Here is a 20,917-nt window from a genome sequence, read left to right on the forward strand (position 1 = left end):
CCGTCCGCGTCGGCCCGGGATGGTGCCCTTCATCAGGCGGCGATGGCGCGGGTCGTCGGCTCCGCGGCCTTCACGTCGGGCTCCACATGGGCCTCGAAGCGCTTGAAGTTCTCGCGGAACATCGCCACCAGCCGCGCCGCGGTCTCGGCGAAGGCGGCCTTGTTGTTCCAAGTCTTCACCGGCTCCAGCACATGCTGCTCGACGCCCGGAACCTCGACCGGCACCGCGAACCCGAAATACGGGTCCTGGCGGAATTCGCCCTTGGCGAGGGTGCCGTCGAGGGCCGCTGCCAGCAGCCGCCGGGTGACGCGGATCGGCATGCGCCGGCCCGTCCCGACGCCACCGCCCGTCCAGCCCGTGTTGACGAGCCAGCAATCGACCTGATGCCCGGCGATGAGGCCGCGCAGGAGATTGCCGTAGGTGCTCGGGTGGCGCGGCATGAAGGGCGCGCCGAAGCAGGTCGAGAAGGTCGCCTCCGGCGCCGTCAGGCCCCGCTCGGTGCCCGCCACCTTCGCGGTGTAGCCCGAGAGGAAGTGGTACATCGCCTCGGCGCCCGAGAGCTTGGCGATCGGCGGCATCACGCCGAACGCGTCGCAGGTGAGCATGACGATGTTCTTCGGGTGACCTGCACGGCCGGTGGCGCTCGCGTTGGCGATGAAGTCCAGCGGGTAGGCGCAGCGGGTGTTCTCGGTCAGCGAGGCGTCGTCGAAATCGGGCCGCCTCGTGTCGGGGTCGATCACGACGTTCTCCATCACCGTGCCGAAGCGCTCGGTGGTGGCGTAGATCTCGGGCTCGGCGTTGCGCGACAGCCGGATGGTCTTGGCGTAGCAGCCGCCCTCGAAGTTGAAGATGCCGTCCGGGCTCCAGCCGTGCTCGTCATCGCCGAGCAGCATGCGGGAGGAATCGTTCGAGAGCGTCGTCTTGCCGGTGCCGGAGAGGCCGAAGAACAGGGCCGAGCCGCCTTCCGCGTCGAGGGCCGCGTTGGCCGAGCAGTGCATCGGCATGACGCCCTTCTCGGGCAGGATGTAGTTGAGGTAGGTGAAGACCGACTTCTTCATCTCGCCCGCGTAGGCCGATCCGCCGATCAGCACGATCTTCCGGCTGAAATCGATGGCGATGACCGTCTTCGAGCGGCATCCGTGCCGGGCTGGGTCCGCCTGGAAGCTCGGCAGGTCGATGATGGTGAGGTCGGGCACGTAGGACGCGAGCTCGTCGCGCTCCGGCCTGATCAGCAGGTTGCGGATGAAGAGCGAGTGCCAGGCGAATTCCGCGAAGACGCGGGCCTTGACGCGGTGCGCCGGGTCCGCACCGCCGTAGAGATCCTGCGCGAACAGCTCCCTGCCCTCGGCATGCGTGAGAAAGTCGCCCAGAAGCGTCTCGAACTGATCGGCCGTGATGGCGCCGTTGTTCTCCCACCAGACCTCGCTCTCGGTGGAGGCGTCCCGCACCACGAACTTGTCTTTGGGCGAGCGGCCGGTATGGCTGCCCGTGGTCGCCACGAAGGCGCCGCCGCGGGCGAGCTGGCCCTCGCCGCGGGAAAGCGCCTCCTCGTAGAGCCGCGGCGCCTCCAAATTCCAGTGGACGGCCTTGAGATTCTTCAGCCCGATCGCCTCGGCGCCGTGGCCCGCGTTGAAGTCACCGATGTTGGTCAAGAGCGTTTCTCCCGGGCACCTGATCGCGACGTTGTCCGCAGCTCCGACGTCGGGCGACGCCGGCTTTCGCGAGGTTGCGTCCGTGCGGTCGTTCAGGTCCGCCGCACGCCGGTTCTCCGCCTCTCGCGTCAGATCAATGTCGATAGGCAGCGAAGCTTTCCCGTCAATCAGACTTGCGTACGATGTCGAGACTGGCCGATCGGATTGTCAGTCCGAGACGATCGTGGAAGTCCTGAAATGTCCGGCCGATGAACAGGTGCGGGCAGCGGTGCATGCGCGCGGGCACGGGCGAAACGCAGGCTTCGATCCTATCTGTTTCGTACGCCGCCTGGATTTCCCGTCCGGCGTTTGCCCGCTATGCCCTGCCAGACCCGCCCGGGAGCACGCGCCCCCGGTCAGCCGATGGACACACGATGCCCCAAGCCGTCGCCGGTCCCGAGATCGAGCGCCTGATCCAGCTTCTCGCCCGGATGCCGGGCCTCGGCCCCAGATCGGCGCGCCGCGCTGCCCTCCAGCTCATCAAGAAACGGGACACGCTGCTCGGACCGCTCTCCGAGGCGATGCGGGTCGCCGCCGAGCGCATCGTGGTCTGCCACGAGTGCGGAAACGTCGATACGAGCGATCCCTGCACGATCTGCCGGGACGCGTCCCGCGACCCCACGACCGTGGTCGTGGTGGAGGACGTGTCGGACCTGTGGGCGCTGGAGCGGTCCGGCGCCGTGCAGGCGCGCTACCACGTGCTGGGCGGCGTGCTCTCGGCCCTCGACGGGGTGCGCCCCGAGCACCTCAACATCGCCCGCCTGGTGGAGCGGGCGAGCGATCCGGCGGTGAAGGAGGTGATCCTCGCCCTCAACGCCACCGTCGACGGGCAGACGACGGCCCACTACGTGACCGAATCGATCGGCCATCTCGGCCTGACGATCACGAGGCTCGCCCACGGCGTGCCGGTCGGTGGCGAGCTCGACTACCTTGATGAGGGGACGCTGTCGGCGGCCATACGGAGCCGGACGGCCTTCTGAGGAGCAGCCGGCCCGGCCGACGGGTCAGTGGCGGCAGAGCACGCGCAGGTTGCCCTCGATGAGGTCGCGCATCAGGGCCATCACGTCCCGCTCGTGGGTGCTGTAGGTCCGCTCGCGGCGATCGAGGACGCAGAGGGTGCCGAACAGCTCGCCGTCCGGCCAGCGGATGGGATAGCCCATATAGGCGAGGAGCCCGTGCTGCTCGAAGCAAGGATTGCCGGCCCAGGAGCGGATGTCGGCACGGGCGTTGCGCACGTAGAGATGCGTGCCCTGGGCCAGCACCGTCTCGCAGTAGATACCGGAATCCTTCAGGATTTTCCGCTCGCCGACAGCGTGCGGGTTGCGGCCGTCGTCGTTGGCGGCGAGCACCTCGATCTCCGGTCCGATCACCCGCATGATCAGCCCGACCGGCACGTCGAGGCGCCTCGCGACCTCGTTGACGATGTACTGCCAGCTCTCGACGACCTCGTCCGGAACCTCGGGCTTGGCCGCCCGCGGGGTCGACGCACCGGCGTCGAGTCCCTGCTCAACCATGTGGACCCCCGTTTTCGCGGGGAGGTACTTAGGGCGGGAATGCCGGTCGTGCAATCTGAGGTAATCGCCGGCCCGCGCATCCGGCACCGAAGCCGGGGCGTGACGCCGGGCCATGACGCGGGGGCTCGGATGATTTGACCGGCCCGGCCCCACAGCTTATCTGCGAAAATCCTTCGGGCGCCGCGGTTTGGCGCCGTGCTCCCCGGTTTAGCCATGGCCGTCCGCCCCCTCGTGATCCTGCCCGATTCCCGCCTGCGGCTGACGTCAGAGCCGGTCGGGCCGGTCACCGACGAGATCCGCAAGCTCGCCGCCGACATGCTGGAGACGATGTACGACGCGCCGGGCGTCGGGCTCGCCGCCATCCAGATCGGCGTGCCGAAGCGGGTCGTCACCATCGACACCTCGAAGGAGGAGAATGCCCGCGAGCCCCGGATCTTCCTCGACCCCGAGATCGTGTGGTCGTCCGAGGAGCGGCGGGTCTACGACGAGGGCTGCCTGTCGATTCCCGAATACTACGCCGAGGTGGAGCGGCCGGACCGGGTGCGCGTGCGCTTCCGCGACCTCGAAGGCCGCGAGCGGGAGATCGAGGCGGACGGGCTGCTCGCGACCTGCATCCAGCACGAGATCGATCACCTCAACGGCGTGCTGTTCATCGATCACCTCTCCAAGTTGAAGCGCGACCGGGTGGTCAAGAAATTCGCCAAGGCGGCCAAGCGCGGCGAGGCCGCCTGAGGCCGCCCGAGCCAGGGCTGACGCCGTGAGAATCGTGTTCATGGGCACCCCGGATTTCGCGGTGCCGACGCTGGCGCGCCTCGCGGCGGACGGCCACGCGATCGCCGCGGTCTACACCCGCGCGCCCGCTAAGTCCGGGCGCGGCCTCGCGTTTCGGCGCTCGCCCGTGCACGCGCTCGCCGAGACGCTCGGCGCGCCCGTCCTGACGCCGGCGACCCTGAAGGACCCCGGGGCGGCCGAGACCTTCCGCGCGCACGGGGCGGACGTCGCCGTCGTGGTGGCTTACGGGCTCCTCCTGCCGCAGGCGATCCTCGACGCGCCGCGCCACGGCTGCCTCAACCTGCACGGGTCCCTGCTGCCGCGCTGGCGGGGCGCCGCGCCGATACAGCGGGCCGTGATGGTCGGCGATCACGAGAGCGGCGTCGGCGTGATGAAGATGGAGGCCGGCCTCGACACCGGCCCCGTGGCGATGGAGGCGCGTCTTCCGATCCGCCCCGGAATGACGGCGGGCGAGCTGCACGACGCGCTGATGCCGCTCGGTGCCGACCTGATGGGCCGGGCTCTGGCCGAGCTCGCGGCCGGCCGCCTCGGCTTCACGCCCCAGCCCGAGACCGGCGTGGTCTACGCCCACAAGATCACGAACGAGGAGGCCCGGATCGACTGGGCGCGCCCGGCCGCCGCGGTGGCGAACCACATCAACGGCCTCTCCCCCTTCCCCGGCGCTTTCGTCGAGGCGGATCTCGGCAAGGGGCCGGAGCGGGTGAAGGTGCTCCGGGCGGAGAATGCGGAGGGCGCGGGGGCGCCCGGCACCCTGCTCTCGGCGGACGGGCTCGTGGCCTGCGGCGCCGGCGCGGTGCGCCTCTTGGAGCTGCGCCGGGCCGGGCGCGGCGGCACGGTCTCCGGTGCCGAGTTCCTGCGCGGCGCCCGGCTGGAGCCCGGCGCCCGCCTGTCCCTCTGATGCCCCGCTACAAGCTCGTCATCGAGTACGACGGCGCGCCCTTCTGCGGCTGGCAGCGGCAGGCCGAGGACCTCACCGTCCAGGGCGCCGTCGAGGCGGCCGTCCTGCGATTCTCCGGGGAGGCGGCGCGCCTGACCTGCGCGGGCCGGACCGATGCCGGGGTGCACGCCACCCATCAGGTCGCTCATCTCGACCTCGGGAAGGCGTGGCGCACGGACACGGTGCGCGACGCGCTGAACGCGCATCTGCGCCCGCTGCCCGTGGCGGTGCTCTCGGCCGAGGTGGTGGACCCGAGCTTCGACGCGCGCCACTCCGCCATCCGCCGCCACTACCGCTACCGGATCCTCAACCGACGCAGCCCCGCCGCGCTCAGCCGCGCCCAGGTCTGGCACGTGCCCTGGGCGCTCGATGCCGACCTGATGCGGGCGGCGGCCCGGCGCCTCCTCGGGCGGCATGACTTCACCGCCTTCCGCGCCGCCGAGTGCCAGGCGGCGAGCCCCGTGCGCACCCTGGAGCAGCTCGACGTGGCGCGGATGCCGATGGGGCTGCACGAGGAGATCGTCGTCGCGACCTCCGCCCGCTCCTTCCTGCACCATCAGGTCCGCAGCATGGTGGGCACGCTGATGCTCGCCGGCAGCCGGCGCCTCAGCGCCGACGACGTGGCCGACATCCTCGCCGCGCGCGACCGCAGCCGCTGCGGCCCGATGGCCCCGGCCTGCGGCCTGACCTTCGTCGGCGTCGATTACCGGGCGGAGGACGACCCGGCCGGCTGACGGATCAGGCGGGGAAATACGCGTCCAGCACGCGCCGGTAGATCGCCGTCAGGCGATCGAGGTCCGCGACCGGCACCTGTTCGTCGACCTGGTGCATGGTCTCGCCGACGAGGCCGAACTCGACCACCGGGCAGGCATCCTTGATGAAGCGCGCGTCCGAGGTGCCGCCGGTGGTGGAGAGCGCCGGCCGCAGGCCCGTCTCCGCCTCGATCGCGCCCGCGACGAGGTCGACGAAGGCGTCGGGCCGCGTCAGGAAGGCCGGCGCGTTCGAGGGCTGCAGGTCGAGGCTGAAGCGGACCGTGCTTCCGGCGGCGGCCTCCAGGCGGCGGCGGATCTCGGCGCCGAGCGTCCCGGCGGTCCAGCCCTCGTTGAAGCGGATGTTGAAGACGGCGCGCGCGTCGGCCGGGATCACGTTGGTGGCCGGGTTGCCGACGTCGATCGTCGTGAATTCGAGGTTCGAGGCGTCGAAATGCGCCGTGCCGCCGTCCAGCGGCTCGGCGATGAGGGAGGAGGCCAGCCGCAGCATGCCGGGGATCGGGTTCTGGGCCCGGTGCGGGTAGGCGACGTGGCCCTGGCGGCCGTGCACCGTGAGCTTGCCGGTGAGCGAGCCGCGGCGGCCGATCTTGATCATCTCGCCGAGGCGGCTCGGGTTGGTCGGCTCGCCGAGGATGCAGTGGTCGAAGCGCTCGCCGCGCTCGCGCGCCCAGCGCAGGAGCTTGACGGTGCCGTTGACCGCCGGCCCCTCCTCGTCGCCCGTGACCAGGAAGGCGATCGAGCCCGGAAAGCCGCGGCCGCGGGCGTCGAGGAAGCCGAGCGCCGCGGCGAGCAGGCAGGCGAGGCCGCCCTTCATGTCGACGGCGCCGCGCCCGTAGAGCACGCCCTCCGAGACCGCCCCCTCGAAGGGGCCGTGGCGCCAGGCGCCGGGCTCGCCGGGGGGCACCACATCGGTGTGGCCGGCGAGCAGCAGGCAGGGTCCGCCCGAGCCGATCCGGGCGTAGAGGTTGTCGATGTCGGGCGTGCCGGGCTCGGAGAAGACGGGGCGGTGCACCGCGAAGCCCGCCTCCGCCAGCACGCGTTCGAGGAGCGCCAGCGCGCCCCCCTCCTCCGGGGTGACGGACGGGCAGCGGATCAGCGCGCGGGCGAGATCGAGGGGGGAGCGCAAGGGGGGCACGGGGGGCGAGGCGGGGTCCGGTGGCGGGATCCGCCAACCCTAGTGGAGGCCCCGGCCGAACGGAACCGGCCCCGCCCGAGGCGCAGGCCGCGGGCGGCGGGGCTTCCGCGGCGGGCGCGGGCGGTCTATCTCCCGCTGCATGGCCCTCTCCGCCGACGAGATCGAACGCTACGCCCGCCACCTCGTGCTGCGCGAGGTGGGCGGCCCGGGGCAGGCCCGCCTGAAGGCCGCGCGGGTGCTGGTGATCGGCGCGGGCGGGCTCGGAGCGCCGCTGATCCAGTACCTCGCCGCGGCCGGCATCGGCACGATCGGCCTCGTCGACGACGACGTCGTCTCGCTGTCGAACCTGCAGCGGCAGGTCATCCATGGGACGCCGGATCTCGGCCGCCCGAAGGTCGAGAGCGCCGCCGAGGCGGTGGCCCGCCTCAATCCGCACGTGCGGGTGGTGCCTCACGCGATCCGGATCACGGCCGAGTCCGCGCCGGGCCTGCTCGCGGAGTACGACGTGGTGGCCGACGGCTCGGACAACTTCGCGACCCGCTACGCGGTGTCCGACGCCTGCTTCCACGCGAAGCGGCCGCTCGTCACGGCCGCGCTCGGCCAGTTCGACGGCTCGCTGACCACGATCCGCGCGCACGAGACGGGAGCGGACGGGCGCCCGAACCCGACCTACCGCTGCCTGTTCCCGAACCCGCCGCCCCCCGGCGCGGTGCCGCCCTGCGCGGAGGCCGGCGTGCTCGGCGCGCTCGCCGGCGTGATGGGCTCGCTGATGGCGATGGAGGTGATCCGCGCGGTGGCGGGCTTCGGCGAGCCGCTGGTGGGGCGCCTCCTCATGGTCGACGCCCTGGCGATGCGCTTCGAGACCCTGGCCTACGGGTGGGACGAGACGAATCCGCTGAGCGGAACCCCGGTGCGCTAAAGGTGCGTCTCGTCCTCGCAAGCGACTTGGTGCTTGCTCTCGATGCGGAAGAAGACCCAGGCCGCCACGGTCGAGCAGACGAGGGCGAGGGCTGTCCGTTCCAGGGTTGCGCGGTTGAGGATGTGTTCCGTCAAGCTTGTGCCGCGCCGTTCGAGAACACCGCCGTAGTCGAGCAGCAGGTACGACAAGGCTACGACAAACGGAGCGACCCTGCACCAAGCGAGCAGATGTGCGTGAAGGCTGCGCTGAAACGCTACGCCGATGCAGAGCGCCGCGATCGGGAGAGGCCAGCTCAGGTAGATTGCGAAGATGATGATGAAGGGCGCGAATATGCCGGTGAACGGGACCAAGATCAGGAAGCCCGCGCAGTAGGCGGCGACGATGCGTGCGCCCAGAGCGGCGCTGCCACGCAGGAGCGTCCACAGCGATTCGTGCCCCCTCACCGTCGTGTCGCCACATGCTCGCGCCGGGACTTCGAGCCGCCCGCAACGGATGCGTCGCCGGCCCGCCGCACGCCCGACCTCGCCGCGAGCGCCGCGGGCGTGCGCAGGCCCCAGACCCAGTTCAGACGCTCGAAGAGACGCAGGAGCCACCAGCCGGGATCGGCCTGGCCCGGCTCGATGCCGAACCGCGCCGAGTTTTGCCCGGCGTGGTGATTTGCGTGCGAGGCCTCGCCGAAGGTGATCCAGGCGGCCGCCGGGAGGTCGTGGCCCTGCACGGCCATCCCGTCGACCACCCAGCCCTGCGGGCCGCGCCGGTGCGTGATGTGGCCGACGAGCCAGTGGCCGGTGAGCGAGACCGTGATGCGGACGGGGATCCCCCAGACGAGCCAGGGCATGCCGCCGAGCGCGAAGAAGAGCACGGCCCAGGGCAGTTGCTGCAGCATCCAGGTCGCTTCGAGCCAGCGGTAGAACGGGTCGTCGGCGAGGCGCGGCTCCGGGCGGAAGCGCGGCGGGCGGGCGAGATCGAGCCGCGCGTGCATCTGCAGCCACGCGTCCTTCCAGAACGGGGCGCGATGGGCGTGGAGATCGTGGCAGGCGGCCTGCCGCTGCGACCAGTCCCGGATGTCGTGCAGGCGCACCATGCCGAGCGGGCCGGCCATGCCGACGAGCGTGCCGAGATAGACGAGCAGGCGCTCCAGCCACGCTCGCGCCTCGAAGCTGCGGTGGATCAGCAGGCGGTGCATGCCCACCGAGTGGCCGGCGCAGAGGGTGACGGCGGTGGTCGCGACGAACAGGACCACCGCCCCCGGCGTCACGAAGAGCGGCCCGAGCGCGAGGGCCGCCGCCAGCATGCTCCCGGTCCAGAGGGAGCGGGCGGGCGCCCAGACGACGCGGCCCTCCGTGCTCGATGTGTCGGGACCCGCGATCACGCGGTCGGTCGAGAGGCAGGGCATGGGCTCATCGCAGTTATTTAGCAAATTAGCTAAATAAGCAGGCGGCTTTGTCAAGCCCGGCCGGATCGCCTATGTGACGGGCATGCAGCGCGTCTTCGAAGCCCTCGCGTCCACGCCCCGCCGGAAGATCCTCGCCCTGCTCGCCCACAGCGAGCTGAGCGCGGGCGAGATCGCGGCGCGGTTCGACATGACGAAGCCCTCGATCTCGCAGCACCTCGCGGTGCTGGAGGCGGCCGGCCTCGTCGTGAGCGAGAAGCGCGGCCAGTACGTGTTCTACCGGCAGGTCAGCGAGAACCTGATCAATGCGCTGAACGGCTTCGTGCAGGAGGTCTGCCCGGTGGCGCGGCCCTTGAAGCGCGAGAGCGCGGCGATCGGCCGGGAGCGGGCGAAGGCGGCGGAGGCGGACGCGGGAACGGCCGATGCGGGCGGCCCCGCACCGCGGCGAGGCGATACGGCCTGACGAGGCTGCACGGAGCGGATCGGGCGTCCTCGGCGGGTCCGGAGCCTCGATCGCCGCGCCGCGCCCGCCCGCGGCCCGGCTTGGCTCGGGCTTGGCCGGCGATCGTCCTGCTCGAACCGCCGACGATCGCCGTTCGCCGCCGCGAACCCCTCCGTCCACACGATCCTTCGGCTCGATTTCGTACGGAGTGCAGCGTAATTTGTGCCCATCTCGACCGTTGCTCAGCCATTCAGGCCGCGCAGACTGAGAAGAAAGTGCCCATGACGGGGGCCTAAAGCGCCGTAAGGTCAGTAAATGCCCATGGGTAGCGCCGCGTGGGCTATTTTTGCTCTTGAATTTTTTAGTTTCACGGCTCGAATATTACGTCTATACGCTGAGCCAACAAAAGATCGGTCCGTCGTCGGGCCGCGAAACCGTCACAGGCACCACGGCATCTGGTTCAGCGTGCGCGTTGCCGAAGTTTCGGCGACGGCCGGCGCGGGTCGAGGCATCGCCCCGCTCCCAGCGGGGGACGAGACCGTTCTTCACGAGCCGGAACGAGAGACCGCGGTGCGCGATCGACGCGAGGGTGTCGCGACAACTCGGGGTCAGCTCATGCCGCACTTCTACCTCCATTTCCGGACACCGCTCGGCATCCATCGGGACGACGAGGGCTCGACGTTCGCGGACCTCGACGCGGCCTACCTGAGCGTCTGCGAGACCATCCCGGACATCGCCGCCGACCTGTGGCGGAGTTCCCTGCGCAAGCCCGGCGCGGACCCCTTCGCCTGCGCCTTCGAGATCACCGACGCGGCGGGCCGCATCCTGATGGACGTGCCCTTCCTGGAGATCCTCGATCCGGCGCGGACCCGGTTCCGCGCGAAGCTGCGTCCGGACCTCTGCTGAGGACATGCTGGGGGGAGGTTCACGGATGTCGAAGACCCTGCCGCCGGTCGCGCCGGCATCGAGGCCGCGGCGCGCGGGCGCCCTGAACGCGGCCATCCTCGAGAGCCTCGGCCGGCAGTTGCAGTACTTCTACGAGCCCGTGCTGCAGGATGCGCCCGACGCGCGCATCGCGGCGCTGCTGCGCAGGCTCGAGGCCGGCGACGCCGAGGCCGCGCGGGCGCGGGATCCGGCGCCGAGCCGCGCCGGCCCTTCCCCGCGGCCCGCCCGGCTCGCCTTCGGGATGTGAGGCGGGCGCCCCGGCGGGCGGTGGGGGCGCGCGCCCGGGGACGGGATCGTTCCACGGCGTTCGGCGGGCGGCGCGTCAGGCGCCGAGGCAGCACTTCTTGAACTTCCTGCCCGAGCCGCAGGGGCAGGGATCGTTGCGGCCGACGTCGCGGAAGGGGTTGGTCACCGGCTCGCCCGCCCCCTCCTCCGTCCAGGCGAGCGCCGCCACGGGGTCGTCGAGATAGCCGAGGCCGCGCTCGTCGAGGTCGCGGCGGTCGCCGGGGCGCGTCTGGGCCCGGCGCAGGGCCGCGCGGAACCAGGCGGGGTCCGACACGTCCCGGGTCAGGCGCCCGTCCCTGCGGGCCGCCTCGACGCGGGGGGCGAGGCCGCTCGCCCCCGTCAGCGCGACCGCCTCCTCCCAGCCGACCCAGCCGATGTCGCCCTCGACGGCGACGCGCTTGTCGTCGAAGCGTATCAGCATCTCCGCGGCGGCCTCGGCCGGGATGCGGCCGTCGCGCACGAGGAAAGCGGTCGCGGCGAGCGCCTCGTTGCGCACGAGGTCGTCGATCGTGCTGTCGAGGACGAGGGTGAAGAGCGGCTCCGGGTCCCCGTCGTAGAGGCTCGCGAGCACCTGCGGCAGCGTGGTGCCGGCCGCGTCCCCGAGGAGGTCGGCCAGCGTCTCACCGTCCTGCCGCAGCAGGCGCAGCAGCGGCCGGTAGGCGCGCGCGTCCCGCGCGGCGGCGAGCGCGTGCAGGCCCCAGAACAGGAGGTTCGCTTCCTCGTCCGTCAGCTCCGCGCCGCCGCCCGCGGCGTCGAGGAGGCGCAGGACCTCGCCGGCGATCCGCCCCGGCTCGGCGACGGCCTCGCGGAGCGCCGCCTCAGGCAGGAAGTCGGAGGCGCCGAGGCGGAGTGCGAGATCGTCGCCGAGCATGGGACCGCCTTCAGGAGCGCAGGGTGGCGCCGGTCTTGCGGGCGACCTCGGCCACGATCCTCGCGCTCACGGCCTCGATCTCGGCGTCGGTCAGCGTCTTCTCGACGGGCTGCAGGCGGACCGCGATGGCGACCGACTTCGAGCCCTCCGGGATGCCGGCGCCCTCGTAGACGTCGAACACGTCGATCCCCGCGATGAGCTTGCGCTCGGCAGCCTGTGCCGCCTTCACCACCTCGCCCGCCGCCACGTCGCGGGCGACCACGAAGGCGAAGTCGCGCGAGACCGGCTGGAAATCCGAGAGCGCCAGCGCCGGCTTGACCTTGGTGGGCTTCGCCTTCGGCAGCGGCAGCGCGTCGAGCGTGATCTCGAAGGCGACGAGGGTGCCCTTGAGATCGAGCGCCTTCAGGATCCGCGGGTGGATCTCGCCGAAATGCCCGACCGGGTTCTTCGGCCCGAACTGCAGGGTGCCGGAGCGGCCCGGATGCAGCCAGGCCGGGCCGCCGGCCACGACCTGGAGGCCGCCGGTCGGCACGCCGAGGCCGGCGAGCAGCGCCAGCGCGTCGGCCTTCGCGTCGAATGCGTCGACGGGGGAGGCCGCGCCGTCCCAGTGGCGGCCGCCGCCCGCATGGCCGGCGCCGGCCCGGCGCACGGCGGCCGCGCGGATCGACTGCGCCTCGGGCTCGTCGCCCGCGAAGCACTGGCCGACCTCGAACAGGGCCACGTCCGGGTAGCCCCGGTCGGCGTTGCGCTGCGCGGCGCGCAGCAGGCCCGGCACGAGGCTCGGGCGCATGTCCGAGAGGTCGGAGGCGATCGGGTTGGCGAGCGCCAGCGCCCCGCCCCCGCCGCCGAACGCCGCGGCGTCGTCGTGCGGGATGAAGGACCAGGTCACGGCCTCCATCAGGCCGCGGCTCGCCAGGGCACGCTTGGCGGCGCGGGTGCGCCGCTGCAGGACGGTGAGCACGGGCCGGCCCACGCCCGCGACGAGGCGCGGCAGCGGCTTCGGCTCGATCCGGTCGAGCCCGGCGATGCGCACGATCTCCTCGACGAGGTCGGCCTTGCCCTCGACGTCGGGGCGCCAGGAGGGCGGCAGCACCTTCACCCGGTCGCCGCTGCCGGCCACGTGGAACCCGAGGGTCTCCAGCGTCACCTTCATCTCGGCGCGCGACAGCTCGATCCCGGCGAGCCGGCGCACCTCCGTCCAGGGGAAGTCGATGACGTGGCCCGTCTCCGGGACCTCGCCCGCGACCGTGGCCTGGCTCGCGCTGCCGCCGCAGATGTCGAGGACGAGGCGGGTGGCGAGATCGAGCCCGGGCAGGGTGAAGGCCGGGTCGACGCCGCGCTCGAACCGGTAGCGGGCATCCGTGATGACGCCGAGGCGCCGGCCGGTCTGGGCGATGTTGGCCGGGTCCCACAGGGCGGCCTCGACGAGCACGTCGACGGTGTTCTCGTCGCAGCCCGAAGCCTCGCCGCCGATGATGCCGGCGATCGACTCGACGCCGCGCTCGTCGGCGATCACCACCATGTCCTCGGTGAGAGCGTGGGTGCGCCCGTCGAGGGCGAGCAGGGTCTCGCCCTCCCGCGCCCGGCGCACGGTCAGCGCGCCCGAGACCTTGGCGGCGTCGAACACGTGGAGCGGGCGCCCGCGGTCGAAGGTCATGTAGTTCGTGATGTCGACGAGCGCGTTGATGGGCCTGAGGCCGATCGCGCGCAGGCGCGCCTGCATCCAGTCCGGGGACGGGCCGTTGCGCACGCCGCGCACGAGGCGCAGGGCGAAGAGCGGGCAGAGCCTGCGGTCCTCCGCCGCGAGGTCGAGCGCGACCGGGACGGGGCAGGCCCCCTCCCCGCGCACCGGCGGCAGCGGCTCGCGCTTGAGGGTGCCGATGCCGGTCGCCGCGAGGTCGCGGGCGATGCCGTGGACGGAGGTGCAGTCCGGCCGGTTCGGGGTGAGGTTGATCTCGACGACCGGGTCGTCGAGACCCGCGTAGAGGGCGTAGGGCTCGCCCACCGGCGCGTCCTCGGGCAGGTCCAGGATGCCGTCGTGATCGTCCCCGAGGCCGAGCTCGGCGCCCGAGCAGAGCATGCCGCGGCTCTCGACGCCCCGGATGCTGCCCACCGACAGGGTGATGTTCTTGCCGGGCACGTAGGTCCCGGGCGGCGCGAAGACGGACTTCATGCCCGCCCGCGCGTTCGGCGCCCCGCAGACCACCTGCAGCGGCTGCCCGTCGCCGGCATCGACCGTGCAGACGCGCAGGCGGTCCGCGTTCGGGTGCTGCTCGGCGGTGAGCACCTTGGCGACGACGTAGGGCTTCAGGGCCGCCGCCTTGTCCTCGAGCCCCTCGACCTCGAGGCCGATGCGCGTCAGCGTCTCGGCGATCGTGTCGAGGGAGGCTTGCGTCTCGAGGTGGTCCTTGAGCCAGGAGAGGGTGAATTTCATCGGAGCCTATCTTTGAAGATCAGGTGGACCGCCAGTGTGCGGCGATCGGATTCGCTCAGTTCTGCAAGTCGCGCGATCAGATCGCGGGCTTCGGCGACGCGGTCCCGAGCCTCGCTCTCCTGATAGAATCCGATCCGCGGCGCGGCATAGTCCGCCAGCATGCGGGCACCCTGCAGCGGCACGATCAGGTCCCCGACGCGCTTGAGCGCGGGGTTGGTGATCAGCGGGCTACCCTTGGCCTGGAAGGCGTTCCGAAGCGGCCCGTGGTCGAGGGCGCGATAGACCTTCTCGTACTCATCCGAGGTACGGTCGACATCCTTCAGCAGGGCGTCCGCGCAGACGCGCGCGAGCGCGTGGAACGCGGCGTAGTACGCCGTGCTGACAGCCCGCCGCTTGACCGCCGAACTGTCGGGATGCGCATCGATGAGGTCGTCCGCCACTTGGATCAGGCGGTCCACCAGCGTCGCCATGCGTCAGTCCACGTCCGCGTGCGCCTGCCGCTCGTCGGCGATGTCGTTCGTCAGGTACACGAAGCGCTCCTCCCCGCGATCGAGCAGGGCGTCGCGGATCGCGTGCACGGTCCGCACGATCTCGGTGCGGCTATCGGGACGCGTCTGGTAACGGGCGGTCACGCGGATGATCGGGGCGCCGTCGAAATCCGTGTCGAACCGCACCGCGGCGCCCGTGTACTGACCGCCGGGAAATCTGGCCCGGAGGACGTTGGACACGATCGATTCGATCTCGCGTTCCGTCACCGCAACCTCCCGTCCTCACCCCGTCAGCCCGCCGACCAGGCTCGGCACGTCGAGGGGCCGGAAGCCGTAATGGTCTAGCCAGCGCACGTCCGCCTCGAAGAAGGGGCGCAGGTCCGGCATGCCGTACTTCAGCATGGCGATGCGGTCGATGCCGACGCCGAAGGCGAAGCCCTGCACGCTGTCCGGGTCGAGCCCGCAATTGCGCAGCACGTTCGGGTGGACCATGCCGCAGCCGAGGATCTCCAGCCAGTCGTCGCCCTCGCCGAAGCGGATCTCGCCGCCCTTGCGCGAGCACTGGATGTCGACCTCCGCCGAGGGCTCGGTGAAGGGGAAGAAGGAGGGCCGGAAGCGCATCTTCACGCCCTCCACCTCGAAGAACGCCTTGCAGAACTCCTCCAGCACCCATTTCAGGTTCGCGATGTTGGCCGAGCGGTCGATCACGAGCCCCTCGACCTGATGGAACATCGGCGTGTGGGTCTGGTCCGAATCGTGCCGGTAGGTCCGGCCCGGGATGATCACCCGGATCGGCGGTGCCTCGGCCCGCATGGTGCGGATCTGGACCGGCGAGGTGTGGGTGCGCAGCACCTTGCGCTGCCCGTTCCGGTCGGGCCGCAGGAAGAAGGTGTCGTGCATCTCCCGGGCCGGGTGGCCGGGCGGGAAGTTGAGCGCCGTGAAGTTCAGCTCGTCCGTCTCGATGTCCGGCCCCTCCGCCACCGAGAAGCCCATGTCGGCGAAGATCGCGGTGATCTCGTCGATGACCTGGCTGATCGGGTGGATGCGCCCGCGCGCCTCCGGCGCCTCGCGCACCGGCAGGGTGACGTCGACGCGCTCGGCCGCGAGCCGGGCCTCGAGCGCCGCCTCGGCCAGCGCCTCGCGCCGGGTGGCCAGCGCGCCCTGGACCCGGTCGCGCAGGCCGTTGATGAGGGGCCCGCGCTCCCTGCGCTCCTCGGGGCTCATGCTCCCCAGCGTCTTGAGGAGGTCCGACACGCTGCCCTTCTTGCCGAGCGCCGCCACGCGCACGGATTCGAGCGCCGCCTCGTCGGGGGCCGCGTCGACCTTGGCGAGAAGATCGCGTTCGAGTGTGTCGAGATCGGTCATCGCTGTCCTCGGGCCGCCCGGTCCGGGCGGGTCGGTGATGCGGGCTGCTTGTTCCGGCTCGGGCGCCCGGATGCAAGGGGCGCGGCGGCCGGAGAAACGACGAGGGCGCGGCGCTCCTGAAGCGCCGCGCCCCTCGCCGGAACGTCCTGTGGTGCCGTGAGGCGCGCTAGGCGGCCTTCGCGCTACGCGGCCTTGGCGGACGGGAGGGCGGCCTTGGCCTTCTCGACCACCGCCGCGAAGCTCGCCGGCTCATGGATGGCGAGCTCCGACAGGGCCTTGCGGTCCACCACGATGCCGGACTTCGCCAGCCCGTCGATGAAGCGGGAGTAGGTCAGGCCGTGCTCGCGAACCGCCGCGTTGAGGCGCTGGATCCAGAGGGCGCGGAAGGTGCGCTTCTTGTTCTTGCGGTCGCGGTAGGCGTACTGCAGACCCTTCTCCACCGCCTGCTTGGCGATGCGGATCGTGTTCTTGCGCCGGCCGTAATAGCCGCGGGCGGCCTTGAGGACTTTCTTGTGCTTCGCGTGACTGGTCACGCCGCGCTTGACGCGGGCCATGGTCGATCTCCTGGACTAATCTGAAAACAGTATCGGCGACGTCGTGAAGGCTTACCGCGCGTTCGGCAGGAAGTACTTCTTCACGTTGGCGGCATCGCCCTCGAAGAGGGTCGTGGTGCCGCGCAGGTTGCGGATCTGCTTCGTGGTCCGCTTGATCATGCCGTGGCGCTTGCCGGCCTGGGCGTACATGACCTTGCCGGTGCCGGTGATCTTGAAGCGCTTCTTGGCGCCCGACTTCGTCTTCAACTTGGGCATTTGGCTCTCCGTTCGCGCAAGACCCGTCCGATCCGGATCGGGCCGGACCCCTCGCGCTCGATGGATGCTTCTGGTGGAGCAACACGAACCGCCACGGCAGCCCTATCCGGCCGGGCGGTTCGACGCGCGGGGCTTATGACAGATCGGCGACGCCGTTTCAATCGTCCGGAAGCCTGCGGAAGCGATGTCCTTCGACTTCCGCGCCGCCCGCCGGCCCGTGAATGGCCCGACCCGTGCATCGGCGTGTCGAGCCGCGACGCGAACACGGCCCTGTGCGCGCGAATAAAACCCAGGATTGCGGGGACATCTCGGAAGCACCGCACAATTCCCGTCCACCGCGAGGCGCACCGGAACCATAACCTTGGCTGTCAGTTTCGTTCATGTCCCACTCAGGCCGGATCGGGTTAGCTCTCCGAAACGCTCGTCCTCACAGGAGACTTTTTCGTGCGCATTGCCCAGATCGCCCCGCTCTCGGAGGCGGTGCCTCCGAAGTTCTACGGCGGCACAGAGCGCGTCGTGTCCTGGATCACCGAGGAACTCGTCCGGCAGGGACATGACGTGACGCTCTTCGCGAGCGGCGACTCGGAGACCACGGCGAAGCTCGCCGCCTGCACGCCCGAGGGCCTGCGGCTGCTCGGCTACCGCGACCACACCGCGAGCCACCTCGCGATGCTGCATCACGTCCGCCGTCGGGCGCACGAGTTCGACATCCTGCACTTCCACATCGACCTGCTGCAGTACCCGATGTTCGAGGACATGAACCACAAGTGCGTCACCACGATGCACGGTCGCCTCGACGTGCCGGACTTCATGCCGGTCTACCGCACCTTCACGGGCATGCCGCTGGTCTCGATCTCCGACAACCAGCGCGAGCCGATGCCGCCGACCGTGAACTGGGCCTCGACGATCCACCACGGCCTGCCGGCGCAGAACTGCCCGTTCTACCCGGAGGCCAAGGGCGGCTATCTCGCCTTCCTCGGCCGGATCTCGCCCGAGAAGCGGCCCGACCGCGCGATCGAGATGGCCAAGCGCTCCGGCGTGCCGCTGAAGATCGCCGCCAAGGTCGACAAGGCGGACCAGGAATACTGGGACGAGGTCATCGAGCCGATGATCCACCACCCGCTGATCGAGTACATCGGCGAGATCAACGAGGAGCAGAAGAAGGACTTCCTCGGCAACGCCCTGGCGCTCGCCTTCCCGATCGACTGGCCGGAGCCCTTCGGCCTCGTGATGATCGAGGCGATGTCGGCGGGCACGCCGGTGATCGCCTTCCGCAACGGCTCCGTGCCGGAGGTGATCGCCGACGGCGTCAGCGGCGTGCTGTGCGACAGCATGGACGAGGCTGTCGCGGCCGTCGACACGGTCAAGACGATGAGCCGCGCCGGCGTGCGCCGCTACTTCGAGAGCCAGTTCACGGCCGAGTGCATGGTCCGCAAGTACGTGGCGGTCTACGAGCAGCTGCTCGCCGGCCAGCCGGACGTGATCAAGCTGCCGACCGCGGCGGCCTTCGCGCCCCATTACGGCGAGATGAACGGCTCCGCCCGTCCCTCGCTCTCCGCCGCGGCGATGCCCGCCTGACGGCCACGCCCGGCACCGCGCCCGCGAGGGTTAACAGACCCTCGCTTGCGTCGTAAGATCGCCCAACTCAGACGGTTCCAAGGGCCGCCGCTTCGCCAGGACAGCGATTCGGCGGCCCTTTCGATTCGCGCGGACCCCTGACATCCCGGAGAAGCCCAGCATGGCGGCGGAAGACATGACGGCGAAGGTGCATTCTCCCGACGAAGAGGCGCCGCAGCGCATCTACGGGTTCCAGGACGCCGACGAGGTCCTTCCGCAGTACCATATCGAGGCGCAGACCTCGCTCGTGGAGCGGCCGCTGCGCTCGCTCAAGTTCGGCGAGGCCTTCGCCGTGCTCGACAGCTACGGCGACATCGGCGTGCTCCCCGGGCCCGAGGGCCTCTACTTCCAGGATACGCGCTACCTCTCGCGGCTGCACTTCACGATCGAGGACCAGCGTCCGCTCCTGCTCTCCTCCGTGATGCAGGACGACAACGGGGCGCTCAGCGTCGACATGACGACGCCCGACATCCGGATCGACGCGCACGACGACAGCTCGATCCCGCGCGAGGTGATCGCCATCGAGCGGACCAAGTTCCTGTTCCGGGGCGCCTGCTACGACCGGATCGGCCTGCGCTCCTACGATTCGCGCGAGCGCTCCTTCCGCATCACCCTCACCTTCGACGCCGATTACCGCGACCTCTTCGAGGTGCGCGGCACCAACCGCGCGCAGCGCGGCAAGCGCTCGGTGCAGGTGGCGAGCGAGCGCGAGGTCCAGTTCCGCTACGTCGGCCTCGACGAGGTGGTGCGCACCACGGCCCTGCATTTCGGGCCGAAGCCCCACCGCCTGGAGGCCGGCCGCGCCGAGTTCGAGCTGACGCTGGCGCCGGGCGAGCGCGCCTCGCTGTTCATCCGCGTGGTCTGCGAATCGCACCGCGCCTTCACGAGCGCGCCCGCCGCCGAGAAGGTGGGCGAGGACGCCGCCGCGGGCCTCGCGCTCGCCTCCGGCAGCACCGCCGCGCGGCCGCCCAAGGGCTTGGCCGAGGGCGTGGTCTTCGCCCGCGCCTACCGCGACGCGCGGCGCGACCAGCGCGAGCTGACCGCCGGCATCACCACGATCATCTCCTCGAACGACCAGTTCAACGAGGCGGCCTGCCGCGCCACCGCAGACCTCTACATGCTGGCGAGCCGCACGCCCGAGGGCATCTACCCCTTCGCCGGCATCCCCTGGTACTCCACGGTGTTCGGGCGCGACGGCATCATCACGGCGATGATGGCGCTGTGGATCGACCCGAACTTCGCCAAGGGCGTGCTGCGCTACCTCGCCTCGACGCAGGCCAAGACCGTGGACCCGGCCGCCGACGCCCAGCCCGGCAAGGTCCTGCACGAGACCCGGCGCGGCGAGATGGCGATGCTCGGGGAGGTGCCGTTCCGGCACTATTACGGCACCATCGACGGCACGCCGCTCTTCGTGATGCTGGCCTCGGAATACTACGCGGTGACCGGCGACCGGGACACGATCGCCCGGATCTGGCCGGCGCTCGAACTCGCGCTCACCTGGATGAACGAGTACGGCGACCGGGACGGCGACGGCTTCGTGGAGTACGCCCGCGACACCGACAAGGGCCTGGAGAACCAGGGCTGGAAGGACAGCCACGACTCGATCTTCCACGCCGACGGCCACCTCGCGAAGGGGCCGATCGCGCTGTGCGAGGTCCAGGGCTACGTCTACGCGGCCAAGAACGGCATGGCGAAGCTCGCCGCGATGCTCGGCCACGACGCGCTCGCCGAATCGCTGACCCACCAGGCGCGGGCGCTCCGCGAGGCGTTCGACAAGGCGTTCTGGAACGAGGAGATCGGCACCTACGTGCTGGCGCTCGACGGTGAGAAGCGGCAGTGCGCGGTGCGCTCCTCGAATGCCGGCCACGCCCTGTTCACGGGGATCGCCCTGCCGGAGCGGGCCGGCCGCGTGGCGGCGCAGCTCCTCTCGAAGGACGGGTTCAACGGTTGGGGCGTGCGCACGATCGCCCGCGGCGAGGCCCGCTACAACCCGATGTCCTACCACAACGGCTCGATCTGGCCGCACGACAACGCCCTGATCGCGCTGGGCCTCGCCCGCTACGACCTGAAGCCCGAGGCGTCGCGCATCTTCCAGGGCATGTTCGACACCGCCCTCTACCAGGACCAGAAGCGCCTGCCGGAGCTGTTCTGCGGCTTCATGCGGCGCCGCCAGCGCGGGCCGGTGGCCTACCCCGTCGCCTGCAGCCCGCAGGCCTGGGCGGCGGCCGCCCCCTTCGCCTTCCTGGCCGCCTGCCTCGGCCTGGAGATCGACCACGCCCGCAACCGGGTGCGCTTCCGCAACCCGACGCTCCCGGCCTTCCTCGACGGCGTCTCGATCTTCAACGTCAAGATCGGCACCTCGCGGATCGACCTGCGCATCCAGCGCCACGACGACGACGTGACCGTCAGCGTGCTGCGCCGGACCGGCGACGCGCAGATCGCGATGGTGAAGTAGGCGGGACGTGCAGTACGCCGCCGGGTCCGCGGCACCACGCGCCCCCTCATCCGTT

22 protein-coding genes are annotated in these 20,917 nt (G+C 71.0%); 10 read left to right on the top strand and 12 right to left on the bottom strand.

Features of this window, described 5'->3' with window-relative positions; genetic code table 11:
- Window positions 1-32: 32 nt before the first annotated feature.
- Window positions 33-1,652, bottom strand: a complete 1,620-nt coding sequence (locus tag MOX02_RS18285) for a phosphoenolpyruvate carboxykinase (protein ID WP_147027229.1) — start codon at window positions 1,650-1,652, stop codon at window positions 33-35.
- A gap of 413 nt (window positions 1,653-2,065) precedes the next feature.
- On the opposite strand from MOX02_RS18285, the gene recR reads away from it, so the two are divergent.
- Window positions 2,066-2,671: a recombination mediator RecR gene (gene recR / locus MOX02_RS18290; RefSeq protein ID WP_147027230.1), complete on the top strand. Its 606-nt coding sequence runs from the start codon at window positions 2,066-2,068 to the stop codon at window positions 2,669-2,671.
- A 24-nt stretch (window positions 2,672-2,695) separates the two neighbouring features.
- Here the strand turns inward: recR and MOX02_RS18295 are convergent, their stop codons facing one another.
- Complete coding sequence (locus MOX02_RS18295) at window positions 2,696-3,205, bottom strand: GAF domain-containing protein (RefSeq protein ID WP_170267920.1); 510 nt, start codon at window positions 3,203-3,205, stop codon at window positions 2,696-2,698.
- Window positions 3,206-3,418: 213 nt separating this feature from the next.
- On the opposite strand from MOX02_RS18295, the gene MOX02_RS18300 reads away from it, so the two are divergent.
- Genes MOX02_RS18300 through truA form a run of 3 tightly spaced genes read left to right on the top strand, consistent with a single transcriptional unit; the run spans window position 3,419 to window position 5,668 of the window.
- Entirely contained in the window at window positions 3,419-3,937 is a 519-nt protein-coding gene (locus MOX02_RS18300) for a peptide deformylase (protein ID WP_147027232.1), read from the top strand.
- Window positions 3,938-3,977: 40 nt separating this feature from the next.
- Window positions 3,978-4,895, top strand: a complete 918-nt coding sequence (gene fmt / locus MOX02_RS18305; protein WP_174804944.1) for a methionyl-tRNA formyltransferase — start codon at window positions 3,978-3,980, stop codon at window positions 4,893-4,895.
- Window positions 4,895-5,668: a tRNA pseudouridine(38-40) synthase TruA gene (gene truA, locus MOX02_RS18310; protein ID WP_147027234.1), complete on the top strand. Its 774-nt coding sequence runs from the start codon at window positions 4,895-4,897 to the stop codon at window positions 5,666-5,668. The genes fmt and truA overlap by 1 nt, the downstream gene beginning before the upstream one ends.
- Window positions 5,669-5,672: 4 nt before the next feature.
- On the opposite strand, the gene dapE is transcribed toward truA, so the two are convergent.
- On the bottom strand, window positions 5,673-6,839 hold the full coding sequence (gene dapE / locus MOX02_RS18315) for a succinyl-diaminopimelate desuccinylase (RefSeq protein WP_147027235.1): 1,167 nt from the start codon (window positions 6,837-6,839) through the stop codon (window positions 5,673-5,675).
- A gap of 139 nt (window positions 6,840-6,978) precedes the next feature.
- Between dapE and MOX02_RS18320 the strand changes: the two genes are divergently transcribed.
- Window positions 6,979-7,758, top strand: a complete 780-nt coding sequence (locus MOX02_RS18320; protein WP_147027236.1) for a HesA/MoeB/ThiF family protein — start codon at window positions 6,979-6,981, stop codon at window positions 7,756-7,758.
- Here the strand turns inward: MOX02_RS18320 and MOX02_RS18325 are convergent.
- A complete protein-coding gene (locus MOX02_RS18325; RefSeq protein WP_147027237.1) occupies window positions 7,755-8,201 on the bottom strand; it encodes a hypothetical protein in 447 nt (148 codons plus the stop codon). The genes MOX02_RS18320 and MOX02_RS18325 overlap by 4 nt on opposite strands.
- Window positions 8,198-9,154, bottom strand: a complete 957-nt coding sequence (locus MOX02_RS18330; protein WP_147027238.1) for an acyl-CoA desaturase — start codon at window positions 9,152-9,154, stop codon at window positions 8,198-8,200. The genes MOX02_RS18325 and MOX02_RS18330 overlap by 4 nt, the downstream gene beginning before the upstream one ends.
- A gap of 82 nt (window positions 9,155-9,236) precedes the next feature.
- Here MOX02_RS18330 and MOX02_RS18335 point away from each other — a divergent pair, with 82 nt between their 5' ends.
- From MOX02_RS18335 to MOX02_RS18345, 3 genes are all read left to right on the top strand, one after another.
- Window positions 9,237-9,614, top strand: coding sequence for a metalloregulator ArsR/SmtB family transcription factor (locus MOX02_RS18335; RefSeq protein ID WP_147027239.1), 378 nt, complete (start codon window positions 9,237-9,239; stop codon window positions 9,612-9,614).
- A gap of 594 nt (window positions 9,615-10,208) precedes the next feature.
- Window positions 10,209-10,499, top strand: coding sequence for a DUF6894 family protein (locus MOX02_RS18340; RefSeq protein WP_147027240.1), 291 nt, complete (start codon window positions 10,209-10,211; stop codon window positions 10,497-10,499).
- 25 nt (window positions 10,500-10,524) lie between these two features.
- Window positions 10,525-10,785 (top strand): hypothetical protein, encoded by a 261-nt coding sequence (locus tag MOX02_RS18345; protein WP_147027241.1) that lies wholly within the window; start codon window positions 10,525-10,527, stop codon window positions 10,783-10,785.
- A 75-nt stretch (window positions 10,786-10,860) separates the two neighbouring features.
- Here MOX02_RS18345 and MOX02_RS18350 read toward each other — a convergent pair whose 3' ends face one another.
- The 7 genes from MOX02_RS18350 to rpmI form a co-directional block, all read right to left on the bottom strand.
- A complete protein-coding gene (locus MOX02_RS18350) occupies window positions 10,861-11,694 on the bottom strand; it encodes a DUF1186 domain-containing protein (RefSeq protein ID WP_147027242.1) in 834 nt (277 codons plus the stop codon).
- A 10-nt stretch (window positions 11,695-11,704) separates the two neighbouring features.
- On the bottom strand, window positions 11,705-14,128 hold the full coding sequence (gene pheT / locus MOX02_RS18355) for a phenylalanine--tRNA ligase subunit beta (RefSeq protein WP_147027243.1): 2,424 nt from the start codon (window positions 14,126-14,128) through the stop codon (window positions 11,705-11,707).
- On the bottom strand, window positions 14,125-14,598 hold the full coding sequence (locus MOX02_RS18360; RefSeq protein WP_147027244.1) for a hypothetical protein: 474 nt from the start codon (window positions 14,596-14,598) through the stop codon (window positions 14,125-14,127). Before MOX02_RS18360 ends, pheT begins: the two co-directional genes overlap by 4 nt.
- A gap of 3 nt (window positions 14,599-14,601) precedes the next feature.
- Window positions 14,602-14,883 (bottom strand): hypothetical protein, encoded by a 282-nt coding sequence (locus MOX02_RS18365; protein ID WP_147027245.1) that lies wholly within the window; start codon window positions 14,881-14,883, stop codon window positions 14,602-14,604.
- A 15-nt stretch (window positions 14,884-14,898) separates the two neighbouring features.
- Window positions 14,899-15,981: a phenylalanine--tRNA ligase subunit alpha gene (pheS, locus tag MOX02_RS18370; RefSeq protein WP_147027246.1), complete on the bottom strand. Its 1,083-nt coding sequence runs from the start codon at window positions 15,979-15,981 to the stop codon at window positions 14,899-14,901.
- 182 nt (window positions 15,982-16,163) lie between these two features.
- Window positions 16,164-16,535: a 50S ribosomal protein L20 gene (gene rplT, locus MOX02_RS18375; RefSeq protein ID WP_132252005.1), complete on the bottom strand. Its 372-nt coding sequence runs from the start codon at window positions 16,533-16,535 to the stop codon at window positions 16,164-16,166.
- A gap of 51 nt (window positions 16,536-16,586) precedes the next feature.
- Window positions 16,587-16,790, bottom strand: coding sequence for a 50S ribosomal protein L35 (gene rpmI / locus MOX02_RS18380; RefSeq protein ID WP_007561407.1), 204 nt, complete (start codon window positions 16,788-16,790; stop codon window positions 16,587-16,589).
- Window positions 16,791-17,234: 444 nt separating this feature from the next.
- Between rpmI and MOX02_RS18385 the strand changes: the two genes are divergently transcribed.
- A complete protein-coding gene (locus MOX02_RS18385; protein WP_147027247.1) occupies window positions 17,235-18,368 on the top strand; it encodes a glycosyltransferase family 4 protein in 1,134 nt (377 codons plus the stop codon).
- A gap of 160 nt (window positions 18,369-18,528) precedes the next feature.
- On the top strand, window positions 18,529-20,862 hold the full coding sequence (locus MOX02_RS18390; RefSeq protein WP_147027248.1) for an amylo-alpha-1,6-glucosidase: 2,334 nt from the start codon (window positions 18,529-18,531) through the stop codon (window positions 20,860-20,862).
- The last annotated feature ends 55 nt before the right edge of the window (window positions 20,863-20,917 follow it).

This window comes from Methylobacterium oxalidis (assembly GCF_007992195.1).
GTDB lineage: Bacteria > Pseudomonadota > Alphaproteobacteria > Rhizobiales > Beijerinckiaceae > Methylobacterium > Methylobacterium oxalidis.

What these genes read in the sequence shown, in the direction of transcription:
- recR (WP_147027230.1), top strand. Translation starts at nt 2,066, where the DNA reads ATGCCCCAAGCCGTCGCCGGTCCCGAGATCGAGCGCCTGATCCAGCTT.
- MOX02_RS18295 (WP_170267920.1), bottom strand. Translation starts at nt 3,205, where the DNA reads ATGGTTGAGCAGGGACTCGACGCCGGTGCGTCGACCCCGCGGGCGGCC.
- MOX02_RS18300 (WP_147027232.1), top strand. Translation starts at nt 3,419, where the DNA reads ATGGCCGTCCGCCCCCTCGTGATCCTGCCCGATTCCCGCCTGCGGCTG.
- fmt (WP_174804944.1), top strand. Translation starts at nt 3,978, where the DNA reads ATGGGCACCCCGGATTTCGCGGTGCCGACGCTGGCGCGCCTCGCGGCG.
- truA (WP_147027234.1), top strand. Translation starts at nt 4,895, where the DNA reads ATGCCCCGCTACAAGCTCGTCATCGAGTACGACGGCGCGCCCTTCTGC.
- MOX02_RS18320 (WP_147027236.1), top strand. Translation starts at nt 6,979, where the DNA reads ATGGCCCTCTCCGCCGACGAGATCGAACGCTACGCCCGCCACCTCGTG.
- MOX02_RS18330 (WP_147027238.1), bottom strand. Translation starts at nt 9,154, where the DNA reads ATGCCCTGCCTCTCGACCGACCGCGTGATCGCGGGTCCCGACACATCG.
- MOX02_RS18335 (WP_147027239.1), top strand. Translation starts at nt 9,237, where the DNA reads ATGCAGCGCGTCTTCGAAGCCCTCGCGTCCACGCCCCGCCGGAAGATC.
- MOX02_RS18340 (WP_147027240.1), top strand. Translation starts at nt 10,209, where the DNA reads ATGCCGCACTTCTACCTCCATTTCCGGACACCGCTCGGCATCCATCGG.
- MOX02_RS18345 (WP_147027241.1), top strand. Translation starts at nt 10,525, where the DNA reads ATGTCGAAGACCCTGCCGCCGGTCGCGCCGGCATCGAGGCCGCGGCGC.
- MOX02_RS18350 (WP_147027242.1), bottom strand. Translation starts at nt 11,694, where the DNA reads ATGCTCGGCGACGATCTCGCACTCCGCCTCGGCGCCTCCGACTTCCTG.
- pheT (WP_147027243.1), bottom strand. Translation starts at nt 14,128, where the DNA reads ATGAAATTCACCCTCTCCTGGCTCAAGGACCACCTCGAGACGCAAGCC.
- MOX02_RS18360 (WP_147027244.1), bottom strand. Translation starts at nt 14,598, where the DNA reads ATGGCGACGCTGGTGGACCGCCTGATCCAAGTGGCGGACGACCTCATC.
- pheS (WP_147027246.1), bottom strand. Translation starts at nt 15,981, where the DNA reads ATGACCGATCTCGACACACTCGAACGCGATCTTCTCGCCAAGGTCGAC.
- rplT (WP_132252005.1), bottom strand. Translation starts at nt 16,535, where the DNA reads ATGGCCCGCGTCAAGCGCGGCGTGACCAGTCACGCGAAGCACAAGAAA.
- rpmI (WP_007561407.1), bottom strand. Translation starts at nt 16,790, where the DNA reads ATGCCCAAGTTGAAGACGAAGTCGGGCGCCAAGAAGCGCTTCAAGATC.
- MOX02_RS18390 (WP_147027248.1), top strand. Translation starts at nt 18,529, where the DNA reads ATGGCGGCGGAAGACATGACGGCGAAGGTGCATTCTCCCGACGAAGAG.